This window comes from Bradyrhizobium sp. T-1, from assembly GCF_053592855.1.
On record NZ_CM132115.1, the window covers coordinates 4,642,902 to 4,656,571 of the forward strand.

A 13,670-nucleotide genomic window follows, 5' to 3' on the forward strand; every position below is an offset into this window, starting at 1 on the left:
TTGAGTCCGTGCAACTACGGTGATGAAGAGCTGAGTGCAAAGAGAAAAGGCCGTCGGGATCTATGCCGCCGGCCTTCTCTTGCAGCTGCCGGTTCCCGGAGCCCGGTTCTACTGCAATTCCATGCCTCATGATCACGCCAACATATTTAATAAAATCTTAAGGCCCTCGAACGTTGCACATCATTTCTGCGCCATAAGCACAGAGATTGCGCGGTTCGTTCATCGGATAGATGTCGACTCAGTGGTACGATCCAGCATGTTTTGAAGACTTACGTTGAAGTCTTCGCTTTGAGAATTTGGGTCGTCACACCGGGGAATTCGGATGCCTTATTATTCCTTCGATCTCGTGGTTGGTGAAGAGTTCAAGAACCAGGGCGGAATCATCCTCGAGGATATCGAGGTCGCTTCCGATCGCGCCGTTCAGCTGGCGACCGAACTGTCGCAGGTGAAGCCGGAGCTGCAGCGCAAGGGTTGCGCCGTGCGCGTGACCGATCGCGATCACAACGAGGTCTATCGCACGCCGCTCGATCCCGTACCGGCCTGGCGGCGCTAGTTACACTTCGAGCTCAGGCGCGTCGAACCAGTTCGTCAGCGACAATCCGCCGTCGACGACGAAGGCTGCTCCGGTGACGTAACCCGAAAGCTTGTTCGACAGCACGGTGAGCGCGACAGGCACGAGGTCGTTGGCCTCGCCGAGACGCCCGAGCGGAATGTGTTTCGCCAGAGAAGCATCCGCGACAAATCCGCCCGCCGCGATAGCGCCCGGCACCAGCGCATTGACGCGGATGTCGTGACGACCAAAGCTCTTCGCGAGCCCTTCACCAGCATCGCCATCCCCGCCTTCGCCGTCGAATAATGCGGCAGGTTGCGCGGCGTGCCCGCATGTAGCGAGGTGAGAAACAGGAACGAGCCGGGCCGCTTCGCTGCGATCAGGCGCTTTGCGAGCTCGCGCGCCAGATGAAAGCCAGCATCGAGATTGACCGCGTGCATCTGTTGCCAGGTCCCGCGATCGACGGCGAGCGCGTGATCGGCCTCGCGTCGAGGCGGCGAGGCGCTGTGCACGAAATGCGACACTTGGCCCAGCGCGGCGTCGGCAGTTGCAAGCAACTCGTCACACGCGTCCGGTCTCGCGAGATCGCCGACCCAGGGCAGCGCCAGATCAGGCCTCTCACTCGCACCGACGGCGGCCTTCACCCTCTCGGCACTCACATCGGCAAACAGCGTCCGCACGCCCTCGCCGACCAGGCCCAGCGCGATGGCGCGGCCGATCCCATTGCCCGCACCGGTGACGAGCGCTCTGTCACGTTCGCGATCGAACGGCGTGCTGAACAGGCTCATGTCGCTCTCCGGGACCAGGGACGGCTCAATCTAACGCACCCCGCGAATGAGCGACAATCGACCCCTGCAGCCATTGCAGAGCCGCTCGCAGGACGCTAGCCTCCCAAAAACGAGGAGGACCTTAAGGATGCGCTACCCCTTGCTGATGGCAGGCCTGTTGCTGATCGCCGCTCCCGCCCAAGCGGCCGACGACCATACGCGCTCGACCTATGTGACGATGGTCTTGCAGGCCTTTGCCGCCAAGGTCGAATGCCCGAACACGGACGTCGCCTACCAGGATCTGGTGCAGAAGGCGCAGCAGATGCAGCTTCCCGACGGCACCACCGAGCAGGTGCGTAAGGCCATTGCCTGGATGCACACCGGCGGCAAGATGGGCGAGAAGCAGGCCGACGACATCATGGCGGAGGTCGCGGTCGCGACCCAGACGACCGATCTCGACCAGCGTCGGCTCGGCATGAGCAATTGGTGCGAAAAGCAGAAGACCAGCCTCGCTGGCCTGATCCGCAGCAAGGGCGGCTAGGACCTTCCGAGCCGTTAAGAATGCCGGGACGGAACTGCCGTCCCGGCCCATAATCGTCACATTCGTGGCGAGCATGCAGGCGTTTTCAATCTGGAGACCCCCATGCGGATCACCCATCTCGTCCTCGCCGGCTTGCTGGCAGCGAGCGCCGTGCTGGTAGCGCCAGCGCTGGCGAAAAATTCCGATGCCCAGAAGGGCGAGGACAAGGCGATCTCATCATCTTGCAGCGCCTATCAACAGGCGGCGGACGGATCGTGGGAGCAGCTCCCCTGCAAGGAGACCGGCGAGCGCGCTCAGCCGCAGACCCAGCATAGGCCGATGACCCAGGGCGGCGAACAGGGCGAGCATTAGGCCCAACTGGGCGGAACCCGGCCGGCTCGCGGCAGCATTCAGATCCTCACCAAGGCGTCGAAGCGCTGGCAGGCTGGCCCATCAGCTCTGATGCGGGCCGCGGATGATCTTCATGGCATCCTCGATGTGGCGCCATTCCTTCGCCTCATCCGCCTCGCCGCGGCCCTCGCAGGCCTGGGCCTGCTCGGCCGCCTTCGCAATTGCAGCGAAACCATGCTTTTCCAGCATCTGCCGGGCGACAGTATGAACCTGGACCTCGGACATCATGGGCGCTCTCCGGTTTGATGACCCACGGCGCATCGCTCCCGCAGGTGTCTCACAACGATTGAGCCCCTCGCCTCGTTCCGTGGCACTTATCTCAACACGCAAAAGGCGGCCCGCTGTGCCCAGCGAACCGCCTTCTCACCCACCCCAAACGGGACCTCGTCGGCCGCGTCCCCTACGCGACCGCCACCTTCTTGCGCTCGAAATCGTTGGGCACCTCGATATCGACCTCCAGGGTCGAGACCTCGTCGCCGCGCTCGAGCCGGACGATCACCTTGGTCGGATCCAGCATGACGTGCTTGGAGACGACCGCGAGAATTTCCTCACGCAGCACACCGAGCAGATCGGGCTGGCCGCGCATTCCGCGTTCATGGGCCAGCAGGATCTGCAGCCGTTCGCGAGCGACGGGTGCGGACGCCTTGTTGCCGCGGAGAAGCCGGAGCAGACCCATGCTCATGCAGCCCTCCGTCGCAGCAAACGATCCATGAAGCCCTTGCGCTCGGTCGGCACCTGCATCGGCACGGTGTCGCCGCACAGCCGTCGCGCCGCGTCGATATAGGCCCGCGCGGGTGCGCCTTCGGCGTTCGACAGCGTCACGGGCGTGCCGACGTTGGAGGCGCGGAGCACGTCCTGGCTCTCCGGGATGATGCCGAGCAGCGGCGTTGCGAGAATTTCGAGGATGTCGTCGATGGTCAGCATCTCGCCGCGCGCGGCGCGTGAGGGATCGTAGCGGGTGATGAGAATGTGCTTCTCGACCCGCTCGCCCTTCTCGGCCCGCACGGTCTTGGAATCGAGCATGCCGATGATGCGGTCGGAATCGCGCACCGAGGAGACTTCGGGGTTGGTGACGATCACCGCTTCATCCGCAAAGCGCATCGCCATGGAAGCGCCGCGCTCGATGCCCGCTGGGCTGTCGCAGATCACCCAGTCGAACCGGCTGCGCAGGTCGGCGATCACCTTGCCGACGCCCTCTTCGGTCAGCGCGTCCTTGTCGCGGGTCTGGGAGGCTGGCAGCAGCCAGAGGTTCTCCAGCCGCTTGTCCTTGATCAGGGCCTGCGGCAGCTTGGCCACGCCCTGCACCACGTTGATGAGGTCGAACACGACGCGGCGTTCGGCGCCCATCACGAGGTCGAGGTTGCGCAAGCCAACGTCGAAATCGACGACGACGACCTTGTCGCCGCGTTGTGCAAGCGCAGCCCCCAATGCGGCGGTCGTCGTCGTCTTGCCGACGCCGCCCTTGCCTGACGTTACGACCAGTACCTTGGCCATCTCAAATATCTCCTTCTGGTCAGTTCAGCGCGGTAATTCGCATGGTGTTGCCCTGCAGCCAGGCCTGAGCGGGCCGGCCGCGCAAGGCGCTGTCGATGTCGTCGGCGGTCTGATAAAATCCATCGATTGCAAGCAGTTCGGCCTCGATCTTCTGGCAATAGATGCGCGCGCTCGTGTGACCGTTCACGCCCGCCATGGCGCGGCCGCGGAGCGCGCCGTAGATGTGGATGGACCCGCCGGCCACGACCTCGGCGCCGGAGCCGACCGAGCCCAGAATGGTGACGTCGCCTTCAGGAAAGATCACGGTCTGGCCCGAGCGCACCGGGCTCTCGAGCAGCAGCGAGGTCGGCTTGGTCTCGACCTTGGCCTCGGGTTTCCTGGGCGCAGTCGGCTCGATCACGCAGCTGCGCCCGCCCGAGAGCAGCGGCGGCATTGAGGGCGTCAGCCGCGCCTCCTCTACGCCCTCGATGCCGAGCACGCGGATGTTGCGGTCCTGCAGGCTGGTGAGCAGGTGGCCGATTCCTGCCTGGCTGAGATCGACCGAGGACAGGTCGATCACCACGGGCCGGCCGGCAAAGAAGCCCGGCGAGCGGGCGATGGTGGCGTCGATTTCGGCGAGCCAGTCCTGGATCGGAACCGTGGGCACGAAGACGAAGGCCACATAGGAGCGCCCGCGCAGGCGCACCATTTGGCGTTGAGGTTTTGCTAGGGCCTCCATGGCGGCCGACTCGTTCCCTGTTATTGAATGGTTAACGATGCCGCCGATATGGTTAATGGCCGGTTAATTTCTCCGTGGGGTTACGTGGATCGCGGTGGGGGCGGACGCTCGGGCTATATGCTCCGAACCCGTGGGCAAAGCGCTAGCGTGCCCACCATCAAGAAGTGGTGGGCACGGCGCTATGCGCCGTTGCGCGCCCTACGATAGCGCGGCGCGATCGCAGTGTCGCGCCCTCCTCATCATCATGTCCTGTTGCGCATCTTGCTCAGCAGATAGCTGTCGTAAAAATTCTCCGCGATCTGCGTGTAGAACAGCAGCTCCTTCATATACGCGTCGTGGCTTTCCTTGGTTCGCTTGAACAGCTCGCTCTTGGCCGCGAGCTCGCTCAGATGCTCCTGGGTCGCGTTGTAGCAGGCTTCCATCACTGGCTGCGGGAATGCCTTCAGCTCGGCGCCGTTGGCGATCAACCGCTTCAGCGCCGCCGGATTCACGCTGTCGTACTTCTCGAGCATCCAGGCGCCGGCTGCAGAGGCCGCCTGGTTGACGATCGCCTGATACTGCTTCGGCAGGCTCGCCCACTTCTCGTCATTGACGATCATGTGCAGCATGGCGCCGCCCTCCCACCAGCCGGGGAAGTAGTAGTATTTTGCGACCTTCTGGAAGCCGAGCTTCTCGTCGTCGTAGGGACCGACGAATTCGGCGGCATCGATCGAGCCCTTCTCCAGCGCCGCATAGACGTCACCGCCGGCAAGCTGCTGCGGCACGATGCCGAGCCGCGCCAGCACATGGCCGCCCATGCCGGCGATGCGGAATTTGAGGCCCTTGAGATCGTCGACGGTCTTGATCTCCTTGCGAAACCAACCGCCCATCTGGGTACCGGAATTGCCGCAGAGGATCGCGTGCGCCTTGAACGGCTTGAGCGCCTCGTTAGCGAGGTCGGCACCACCACCAAAGTACCACCAGGATTCCTGATGACGATGGTTCATGCCGAACGGCGCGCCGGTGGCATAGGCGAGCGCCGGCTCCTTGCCGATGTAGAAATAGAGCGGCGTCTGCGCCATCTCGACCGAGGCGACGCTGACGGCATCGAGCGCCTGCAGGCCCGGGACCAGCTCGCCGGCGGCAAAGGTCTGGATCTGGAATTTGTTGTCGGTGGCCTCTGCAACATATTTCGCAAAGGTCTGCGCCGTGCCGTAAATGGTGTCGAGCGACTTCGGGAAGCTCGAGGTCAGGCGCCATTTGATCTCGGGCGCGCTCTGCGCGATCGCAGGGGCCGCAACCAGCGTCGTCGCGCCGGCGACCGCGCCGCCCTTGAGGAATGTACGGCGTTTCATGATGGGGTCTCTCCCTTGAGGTCAGCTTGAAACGAGCGGCCAGATCAACTGATCCAAGCCACGATCTTCGCGGACCGTTTGCCTGTTCCGGCCACGCAGTTCAAGCCATGATAAAGGAGGGGCGGCTGGCCAAACCAAGTCGTAGCGGCATGGCCTCCGGATCGCTCAGGCGTCTCCGACAAAGATCGAGAGCGCCCGCTGCAATTCCTTGTACGCGCGCGACCCGATCTTGGCCGCAAGTGCCTCGTCGCTTGCGGCGGCCGCCGGCTTTAGCCGATCCAGGAGCGCCGTACCGGTCTCGGTCAGATAGAGCACGTAATAGCGGCGATTGATCGCTGACGCCGTGCGCCGCACTAGGCCGCGACCTTCCAGATGATCCACCAGCCTGCCAAGCCCGGCCCGTTCGATCGACAGAAGTTGTGCGACGGCGAGCTGATTGACGCCAGGATTGGCATCGATGACGCAGAGCACGGAAAATTGCGCCGGACTGATCTCGAAGGCCGCCAGTTGCCGGCTGAACTCCCTGAAGATCCAGAGCTGCGCCCGGCGGAGGGAGTAGCCCAACAGCTGCGAGAGATCGCCAAGGGCAAGCGGCTTTGCCCGGCTCGGCTTCGTGCCGGACACGGCATGCGGCGCCGGTCGCGACAGCTTTGGCACGCCGGCCGCTCGCCGCGGTTGTTTGGCGGCGATCCGTTTTCCCGCCCGTGCCTTGCCTGACTGCATCGACGCGCATCTTTCGCAAAGCCGGCAGAGGTGCATCCGGCTGGGGCTCGAGGATTCGGACAGCGAGTCTAACGCAGCGAGGCCGGATCGAGAAGCCGGGCGCATACGCGGCCTTGCCGCCTACAGCTTCCACGACAGGTTGCACGGCAATATCGCGCGATGCGTCATGTTGACACGGCAACATCGCTCGCCTAAGGATCGTGAAGGCCTGCCGTATCATGAGCGGGTTCAAGGGGAGCGAACGTTCGTGCCGTCATCAGGGGTGGGCGCCGATCCGCATGCCACGGCGCATCGCGGCGGAATGGTTTTGCGCGCAACCGCAATTGCGTCGTGGCTCATCGCCCACGTGCGCGTGTCTCCCAGCAGCGTTTTCGAAAAGTTTTCTGACCACTCGACGTCACGCCAACCGGCGGCGCGTCGGGCGCTTTCGTTCAATCATCCAAGATGAAACTGGGAGGGCATGACATGAAACGACTTTTCCTCGCCTCGACGATCATCGCCACATGGGCGTCGCTCGGCCCGCAGGCCACCGCGCACGGGCTGCCGCCGAGCGGGGTGGCCCCGCGCTCGTCCTGCACTGCCCTCACCGGCCTCACGCTGCCGAACACGCAGATCCTGAGCGCGACGCAGAAGTCGGGCTACTGCAACGTGATCGGCATCATCAACAAGCGCGTCTCCACGCAGGATCCCGATCACTTCACCTACGGCATCGGCTTTGCGCTCAACCTGCCCAACACCTGGCATGGCCGCTTCGAGATGATGGGCGGTGGCGGCACCGACGGCAGCCTCAATGCCGACCCGCAAGGCGCGGCCGGCGTCGAGCTCGGCCAAGGCTGGGTGGTCGCAGCCGATGACGGCGGCCACGAGGATAACGCGGCCAATGTGGTCGGCGGCTATCAGGACGACGACGTCAATGCCGGCGGCTCCGCGCATTTCGCGATCGATGCCCAGGCACGCCGGGATTACGGCTACAATGGCATCGAGAAGACTGCGACGACCGCCAAGCAGATCATCTCCTATTTCTACGGCCTCGACACCGTCTATTCCTACATCATGGGCTGTTCGAACGGCGGCCGTGACGCGATGGTCGCGTCACAGCGATCGCCCTGGCTGTTCGACGGCGTGATCTCGCAAAATCCCGGCTTCAACCTGCCGCAGGCGGGCCTGGCGGAAGCCTGGAACGAGCAGGTGCTCGGTACGCTTTCAACCAGCAAGGACATCAACGGGCAGCCTTTCATTCCCGACACGTTCCCGCAGCAGGATCTTCAGGTGGCATCGGCTGCGATCCTGAGCGCCTGCGATGCACTGGATGGCCTCGTCGACGGCATCATCGACAATTATCATGCCTGCACGGCGAAGAAAGTGTACCCGGCACTCGCGAGCTACACCTGCGGCACCGGCTCGCATGGCAGCACGCCGCACGGTGGCACTTGCCTCACCAGCGGCCAAGTGGATGCGCTCAAGAAGATCTATACGGGGCCGGTGAATTCAAACGGCGAGCGGCTCTATTCGAACTGGTTCTGGGATGCCGGCATCTGGACGCCACCCACTGCGCCCGGCGCGGGCTGGCAGTTGTGGAACGTCGTCACCGCCCCCGTGCCTGGCGTCAACACCGCGATCAATCTGACGCTCGGCGCCGGCGCGATCCCGATGATCTTCCAGACGCCGCCCGTCGTCACTCCCGTCAACGGACCGAACGGCCAGGAAGCCTTCGTGTTCAAGTTCAACTTCGACACCGATGCGCCGAAGATCTTCACGAAGACGGCGGCCTATCCGGAAAGCTCGATGGACTTCATGGCAGCGGTCGCAACCGATCTGCGTCCGTTCAGGTCGCGCGGCGGCAAGCTGATCATCTCGTCCTCGGTCAACGACGGCATCTTTTCGGGCGCCGCGATCGCGCGCTGGTATCGCAAGATGAACCAGCGCATGGGCAATCATGCAACCGATTTCGCGCGGCTGTTCATGGTGCCCAACATGGCGCATTGCGGCGGCGGCGCAGCCACCGCCAGCTTTGCGACGAACCAGCTCAAGGCGATCACCGACTGGGTCGAAAACGGTATCGCACCGGAACGCATCGTCGCGGCCAATACCAACACCGCCTCGCCCTACCCGACCGGCGGCTTGTTCGATCCGCGCATCGCCCAGAACTTCCCGACGGGAGGCACGCGGCCGCTCTGCGTCTATCCCCAGATCGCGACATACAAGGGCAGCGGCCTGACCAGCGACGCCGCAAACTTTGCGTGCGTTGATCCCGGGTTCGGCCACGGCGGCGATCACGACTTCCACGACGATGACGATGGACGCGGCGGACACTAAGCCCGCTCATTGCTCCCGTGCCCCGGACGCAGCGCATCCGGGGCACGGATTTGACCAGACAAACGCTCTATCCTCGTGGGCAACAGCGCGATACTTCAATACACCTCGTACGCGGACGCCTCGCTCCGCGCGAGCTTACGCGGCCTCCTCGTACAGGCCCGCGATAAAGTCGCTGAATGTCGGCGTAAGCGGCAGGACGTAGCCCCAATTGTCGGACATCGCCTCTACAAGCGTCCACTGCCTGTCGTATTCGGCGATCTCGTGATCGATGAACCAGATCCGGCCGAAATGCGCCTTGTCGATCGTCATGCAGATCGGATTGCCGCCGTGATCGCTCATGATCCACAGGAGCTCATCAACGGTCGGCCATTGCGGCGTCGCTCGTGTCCGTGCCAGTGAGCATTCGTCGCCCCGCAATCCCAGCACCTCCTGGATCGCACCGGCCCAATGACCTTGCGGCCAGTTGAACTCGGCCGAGCCCTGGAAATAGCCGCCGGCGCAGCCCAGCAGGAACCGGCGATAGTCGTCCGGTAGGCGACAGCCGATGGATCCTTCGAACGAAGCCAACGCGGCTTCGCTCGGCGGTTCTGCGCTCGTGCTGTCGATGCCCGCGATGAAATTGGCGATGTCCATGCATTCCTCTCCTCGGCGCGTGCGCCGCGCCATGGCTTCGTCGCGGCGAGGTGGGAGCCGGTTCGAGGCGGGAGAAGAACGTTTGCTTTGCTTAGAGCAGCTTCGCGCTCACGAACAACGCGCGCACCGCGTTGGTCGCCTGGACCGCGAGCATGGCATTGTCGGCGGCGCCTTCCAGCGCGTGGACGGCGTCGTCATGCAGCGAGCGGAATTCCATCCACTCGACCGATTTGAAGTTGGTGAGGAATTGATAGGCCTGGCCGACGGTCGCGATCGCCAGCGTGTCACCGTTCAGCTTGATCTTGAACGTCGTACGCAGCGGGGTCTCGGAGTTTGCTGGATCACTCATGGGCTGCTTCTGGACGACAACGGCTTAACGAAGGGAAAACGGCAACCCAGCCGCACCTAGCAACTATCAAGAGTCGGTGCTGGCGCGCTGCGAGGCGGTTGCCGCCCCGCTCAGGCTCGGCACGACAACGAGGCGATTGAACTCGCCATTGTCGTAGGCTTTGAGGAAGCGATCATAGTCCTTGATCGACACGCAGCCGTTGGAATCGCCGCGCGGCCCGAGCATGTAGGTGTGGGTGAGCAGGCCGACACGTCCAAGCGCGCTGGTGCCGTCCGTCGGCGTCATGCGCAGCGCCCGCACGCCGTGGAACAGCTTTTCGCGCGGCTTGAGGTCGTAGGTTGCGGGCGGTGTCGCACCGACCATGCGCTGGTCGACATGGTCGGGGTCATCCATCAGCGCGCCCATGCCCGAATGAGCCTCGATGGTGACGCCGCTCGGCAGATAGAGCGCCTTGGCCTTGATGTCATAGACCGCCGTCCGCGAATCGTAGCCGAGCGCGGCCAGATCCGGTGCCTTGCCGAACAGGCCACTGTCGGGCGTCAGCGAGGCGAGCTTGATCTTGTCGGTGAACTTTTCGAAGAAGTTGCGGTTGTCGACCCTGGGATTGGTGTCGGCAAAGGCCTGGCTCGAGGCGATCTGCGCCGAGAAGTACGCCTGCACCGGCCGCGAGCGCGGCATCGGAACAGCGTCGGCGTGCTGCGAGGGCTTCGCGGGCTCTTCGGCCGCCGGCTGGTCGTTGTCGGTCAGGGTCGAACGCCAGTCGTCGCCCTGGAGCTTTTGGGCGAGCATCGCCTTGGCATCGCGAAGCTTGAGCTGGACCGCATTCAGGGCAGAACGCTCCAGCGTCCGCAAGCCGAGATCGCGCGCCGGCGGGTTACCGGACAGCGATGCGAAACGGTCTTCGAACGACGGGGAATTGGCCGGTGGCAGTGCGGCGGTGACCAGCGGGGTCGAGTTGCCGATATCCGCGACCCACGCGGCGGCGCCCAGCGCCAGCGCGACGGCTGCCATAGACAGCAGTATTGTCTCGGCTCGCCCAACACGGCGGCGCGACAACAGCCTCTCGGCGCTTGCGCGGTCGGAAACCATCAGATCCCCAAATCGACCCCCGGGGGACCCAACCCCCACCCGGAGACTCTATACCAGCTAGCACATTGGGAGCCAAAAGTTAGGCATAATCGCGGCCGGCAAGTCCGCCGGAGGTATCCAATGACCGATCCTTTCTATCTAAAGCGCTTCCTCAGGGCCCAGGACCCGGTTTTTGACGCCGTCCTGGGGGAGCTGGCCAAGGGCCGGAAGCAGACTCACTGGATGTGGTTCGTCTTCCCACAGGTCACTGGCCTCGGCTTCAGCGCGATGTCCCAGCGTTACGCGATCGGCTCGCACGCGGAGGCCAAGTCCTATCTTGCCCACCCCGTCCTCGGCCCGCGCCTGATCGAATGCACCCGCCTCGTGCTTGCCGTCGAGGGCCGGACCATCAACGCGATCCTCGGCGCACCTGACGATTCCAAGTTCCGCTCGTCGATGACGCTGTTCGGCGCGGTCTCCGACGAGCCTGTTTTCAACGAGGCGCTGGCCAAGTATTTCGCCGGCAAACGCGATGCTGCAACGCTGCAGATCCTGGCTGCTCTCGACCGGAAGACCGAGTGAACGAAAGGCGCCTGCGACAACCATCGCTACCAGCGTAAACCGGCGATTAATACGCGCCGCCTATTTTTGGAGAATATCTTTCTCCCTGCGTCGATTGCCGGACAGACCATGAAAATCGGTACGCTGCTGACCACCGCCATCGTCTCGCTCTCGACCGTCGGCGGCGGTCTCGCCGTCTACGTCGCCGTGACGAAGTACCAGACGATCGAGCGCGTCACCGAGGCGCAGGGCCGGCTCGCGATCGTCCGCGCCGTCAGCGACATCCCACGTTATCTCAACCCTGAGCGAGGCTTTGCCACCAACATCCTCTATGGCCCTGCGACCGTCGACCCGGCCCAGCTTTCCGAGCACGACAAGCTGCGCAAGCAGACCGACGGCGCCCGCGACAGGATGAACGCGCTACGCAAGGACTTGCCCGGCCCGTTCGACGACGGCACCACCATCGGCAGCAACATCGACGGCCTCAATTCGAAATTCACCGCGCTGCGCGAAGCCGTGGACAAGGCGATCGCGGGACCTGCGGAGGCGCGCAAGGACGCGGCGAGGAAGATCGTCGCCGACAATGCCGTGCTCAACGCCGCCGTCACCGCGCTGCTCAACGAGCAGGTCCGCCGCATGGCGATCCTCAACGGCGACGCCTATCGCCAGGCGAGCTATGCCAATATCGCGATGACATTGCGTGACATCGGCGGCCTCAATGCCAGCCTGCACAAGAATCTGCTCGGTTCGAAGAAGGTGGCGAACGACGCCGAGAAGGCCGACATCGCCCGCACCCAGGGCCGTAACGACCAGATCGTGATGTCGCTCCAGGAGCTGCGCGGCAACCCGACCACGCCCGCCAACGTCGCATCCGCTCTGGAGACGATGAACACCGTCTATGTCGAAGGCTTCGGCCGCGAGCAGAAGCTCGTCAAGGACGGCGCGGTCACCGGCAAGTACGAGCACGACGTCGATACTTATTACGCCGCATCGCAAGTCGGTCTCGGCGCGATCATCGGTGTCCGCGACGCCTTCTACGACAATGCGGAGCAGATCCTCGCCGGTGCTTCCACCGCCGCGCGGACCAGCTTCACGATCGCACTCGCCGGCCTCCTCGCCGTCCTGATCGCCAGCGTCGGCCTCATCGTGATGGTCCGCCGCCGCGTCTGCGCCCCGATCGTCGGCCTGACGACCCGGATGTCGCGGCTCGCCGACGGCAACGTTGCCGAGGACATCCCCGGCGCCGAACGCTCCGACGAGATCGGGGCGATGGCCGCAGCCGTCCAGGTCTTCAAGGACAACATGATCCGGGCCGACCGGCTCGCGGCCGAGAAGCAGGTCGAGAACGACGGCAAGATGCGGCGCGCCCAGGCGCTCGACGAGCTGACCCGCGCCTTTGAAGCCAAGATCAGCCAGCTTGTCGGCGGACTGTCGCAGGCGTCCTCCACCATGGAGAGCACTGCGCAGTCGATGACCTCGACGGCGGCGCAGACCAACAGCCAGGCCGCGGTCGTGGCCGCCGCCTCCGAGCAAACCTCGACCAACGTTCAGACGGTCGCCAGCGCCACGGAAGAGCTGACCTCTTCGATCGCCGAGATCGGCCGCCAGGTCGCGCAGAGCACCGAGATCGCGGCCCGTGCCGTCGACAACGCCCGCCGCACCGGCGATACCGCGCGCGCGCTCGCCGAGGGCGCCCAGAAGATCGGCGATGTCGTCACCCTGATCCAGAGCATCGCCGAGCAGACCAACCTCCTCGCGCTGAACGCGACCATCGAAGCCGCCCGCGCCGGCGACGCCGGCCGCGGCTTTGCCGTGGTTGCGTCCGAGGTGAAATCGCTGGCCGGCCAAACCGCCAAGGCCACCACCGAGATCTCCGAGCAGATCACGGCGATCCAGACCGCGAGCGACGAGACCGTGACGGCGATCCGCAACGTCGCCGACGTGATCGCCGAGATCGACCAGATCGGCACCGCGATTGCGGCCGCCATCGAGCAACAGGGCTCGGCGACCAAGGAGATCGCCCGCAGCGTCCAGGAGGCCGCCCGCGGCACCCAGGAGGTCAACACCAACATCTCAGGTGTGCAGCGCGCTGCCGACGATACCGGTGCGGCTGCCCAGGAGGTGCTCGGCGCCGCCGAGCAGCTCTCGACGCAGTCGCGCGACATCGCCGGTCAGTTCGACCGCTTCCTTGGTGAAGTCAGGGCGGCGTAGACGGAAGATGGGGAT

16 protein-coding genes and 1 pseudogene are annotated in these 13,670 nt (G+C 64.4%); 6 read left to right on the top strand and 11 right to left on the bottom strand.

From position 1 onward, the window contains the following. The first annotated feature begins 322 nt into the window (after window positions 1–322). Window positions 323–553 (top strand): DUF6894 family protein, encoded by a 231-nt coding sequence (locus tag ACWAT4_RS22575; protein WP_027530842.1) that lies wholly within the window; start codon window positions 323–325, stop codon window positions 551–553. Here ACWAT4_RS22575 and ACWAT4_RS22580 read toward each other — a convergent pair whose 3' ends face one another. After that, window positions 554–769, bottom strand: coding sequence for an SDR family oxidoreductase (locus tag ACWAT4_RS22580; protein WP_349630140.1), 216 nt, complete (start codon window positions 767–769; stop codon window positions 554–556). Window positions 770–861: 92 nt separating this feature from the next. Next, window positions 862–1,338, bottom strand: a pseudogene (locus tag ACWAT4_RS22585) (SDR family NAD(P)-dependent oxidoreductase); the annotation flags it as partial. Between the two features lie 127 nt (window positions 1,339–1,465). Between ACWAT4_RS22585 and ACWAT4_RS22590 the strand changes: the two are divergent. Together ACWAT4_RS22590 and ACWAT4_RS22595 are read left to right on the top strand one after the other, a co-directional pair. Continuing rightward, window positions 1,466–1,858, top strand: coding sequence for a hypothetical protein (locus tag ACWAT4_RS22590; RefSeq protein ID WP_212299571.1), 393 nt, complete (start codon window positions 1,466–1,468; stop codon window positions 1,856–1,858). 102 nt (window positions 1,859–1,960) lie between these two features. Continuing rightward, on the top strand, window positions 1,961–2,209 hold the full coding sequence (locus ACWAT4_RS22595) for a hypothetical protein (RefSeq protein WP_212299570.1): 249 nt from the start codon (window positions 1,961–1,963) through the stop codon (window positions 2,207–2,209). An 81-nt stretch (window positions 2,210–2,290) separates the two neighbouring features. Here ACWAT4_RS22595 and ACWAT4_RS22600 read toward each other — a convergent pair whose 3' ends face one another. From ACWAT4_RS22600 to ACWAT4_RS22625, 6 genes are all read right to left on the bottom strand, one after another. Continuing rightward, window positions 2,291–2,476, bottom strand: coding sequence for a hypothetical protein (locus ACWAT4_RS22600; RefSeq protein WP_212299569.1), 186 nt, complete (start codon window positions 2,474–2,476; stop codon window positions 2,291–2,293). Between the two features lie 172 nt (window positions 2,477–2,648). Next, on the bottom strand, window positions 2,649–2,930 hold the full coding sequence (gene minE, locus ACWAT4_RS22605; RefSeq protein WP_097660833.1) for a cell division topological specificity factor MinE: 282 nt from the start codon (window positions 2,928–2,930) through the stop codon (window positions 2,649–2,651). Next, window positions 2,927–3,742 carry a septum site-determining protein MinD gene (gene minD, locus ACWAT4_RS22610; protein ID WP_200516394.1) on the bottom strand — a complete coding sequence of 272 codons (816 nt, stop codon included), beginning with the start codon at window positions 3,740–3,742 and terminating at the stop codon, window positions 2,927–2,929. The genes minE and minD overlap by 4 nt, the downstream gene beginning before the upstream one ends. Window positions 3,743–3,761: 19 nt before the next feature. Continuing rightward, entirely contained in the window at window positions 3,762–4,460 is a 699-nt protein-coding gene (gene minC, locus ACWAT4_RS22615; protein WP_212299568.1) for a septum site-determining protein MinC, read from the bottom strand. A gap of 242 nt (window positions 4,461–4,702) precedes the next feature. After that, a complete protein-coding gene (locus ACWAT4_RS22620; protein ID WP_449728105.1) occupies window positions 4,703–5,794 on the bottom strand; it encodes a TRAP transporter substrate-binding protein in 1,092 nt (363 codons plus the stop codon). Window positions 5,795–5,959: 165 nt separating this feature from the next. Next, entirely contained in the window at window positions 5,960–6,517 is a 558-nt protein-coding gene (locus ACWAT4_RS22625; protein WP_449728106.1) for a MarR family winged helix-turn-helix transcriptional regulator, read from the bottom strand. A gap of 465 nt (window positions 6,518–6,982) precedes the next feature. Between ACWAT4_RS22625 and ACWAT4_RS22630 the strand changes: the two genes are divergently transcribed. Then, on the top strand, window positions 6,983–8,833 hold the full coding sequence (locus ACWAT4_RS22630) for a tannase/feruloyl esterase family alpha/beta hydrolase (RefSeq protein WP_212299565.1): 1,851 nt from the start codon (window positions 6,983–6,985) through the stop codon (window positions 8,831–8,833). Window positions 8,834–8,968: 135 nt separating this feature from the next. Here the strand turns inward: ACWAT4_RS22630 and ACWAT4_RS22635 are convergent, their stop codons facing one another. The 3 genes from ACWAT4_RS22635 to ACWAT4_RS22645 all read right to left on the bottom strand — a co-directional run bounded on the left by ACWAT4_RS22635 (window position 8,969) and on the right by ACWAT4_RS22645 (window position 10,835). Beyond that, the gene (locus ACWAT4_RS22635) at window positions 8,969–9,466 is read right to left on the bottom strand and encodes an SMI1/KNR4 family protein (RefSeq protein ID WP_212428428.1); all 498 of its coding nucleotides are present in this window, start codon (window positions 9,464–9,466) and stop codon (window positions 8,969–8,971) included. A gap of 91 nt (window positions 9,467–9,557) precedes the next feature. Beyond that, a complete protein-coding gene (locus ACWAT4_RS22640; protein WP_212299563.1) occupies window positions 9,558–9,815 on the bottom strand; it encodes a hypothetical protein in 258 nt (85 codons plus the stop codon). A 66-nt stretch (window positions 9,816–9,881) separates the two neighbouring features. Next, window positions 9,882–10,835: a DUF2778 domain-containing protein gene (locus tag ACWAT4_RS22645; protein WP_249148806.1), complete on the bottom strand. Its 954-nt coding sequence runs from the start codon at window positions 10,833–10,835 to the stop codon at window positions 9,882–9,884. 189 nt (window positions 10,836–11,024) lie between these two features. Here ACWAT4_RS22645 and ACWAT4_RS22650 point away from each other — a divergent pair, with 189 nt between their 5' ends. Then, a complete protein-coding gene (locus ACWAT4_RS22650; RefSeq protein WP_212428427.1) occupies window positions 11,025–11,465 on the top strand; it encodes a DUF1810 domain-containing protein in 441 nt (146 codons plus the stop codon). Between the two features lie 108 nt (window positions 11,466–11,573). Beyond that, window positions 11,574–13,655 carry a methyl-accepting chemotaxis protein gene (locus tag ACWAT4_RS22655; protein WP_449728107.1) on the top strand — a complete coding sequence of 694 codons (2,082 nt, stop codon included), beginning with the start codon at window positions 11,574–11,576 and terminating at the stop codon, window positions 13,653–13,655. The last annotated feature ends 15 nt before the right edge of the window (window positions 13,656–13,670 follow it).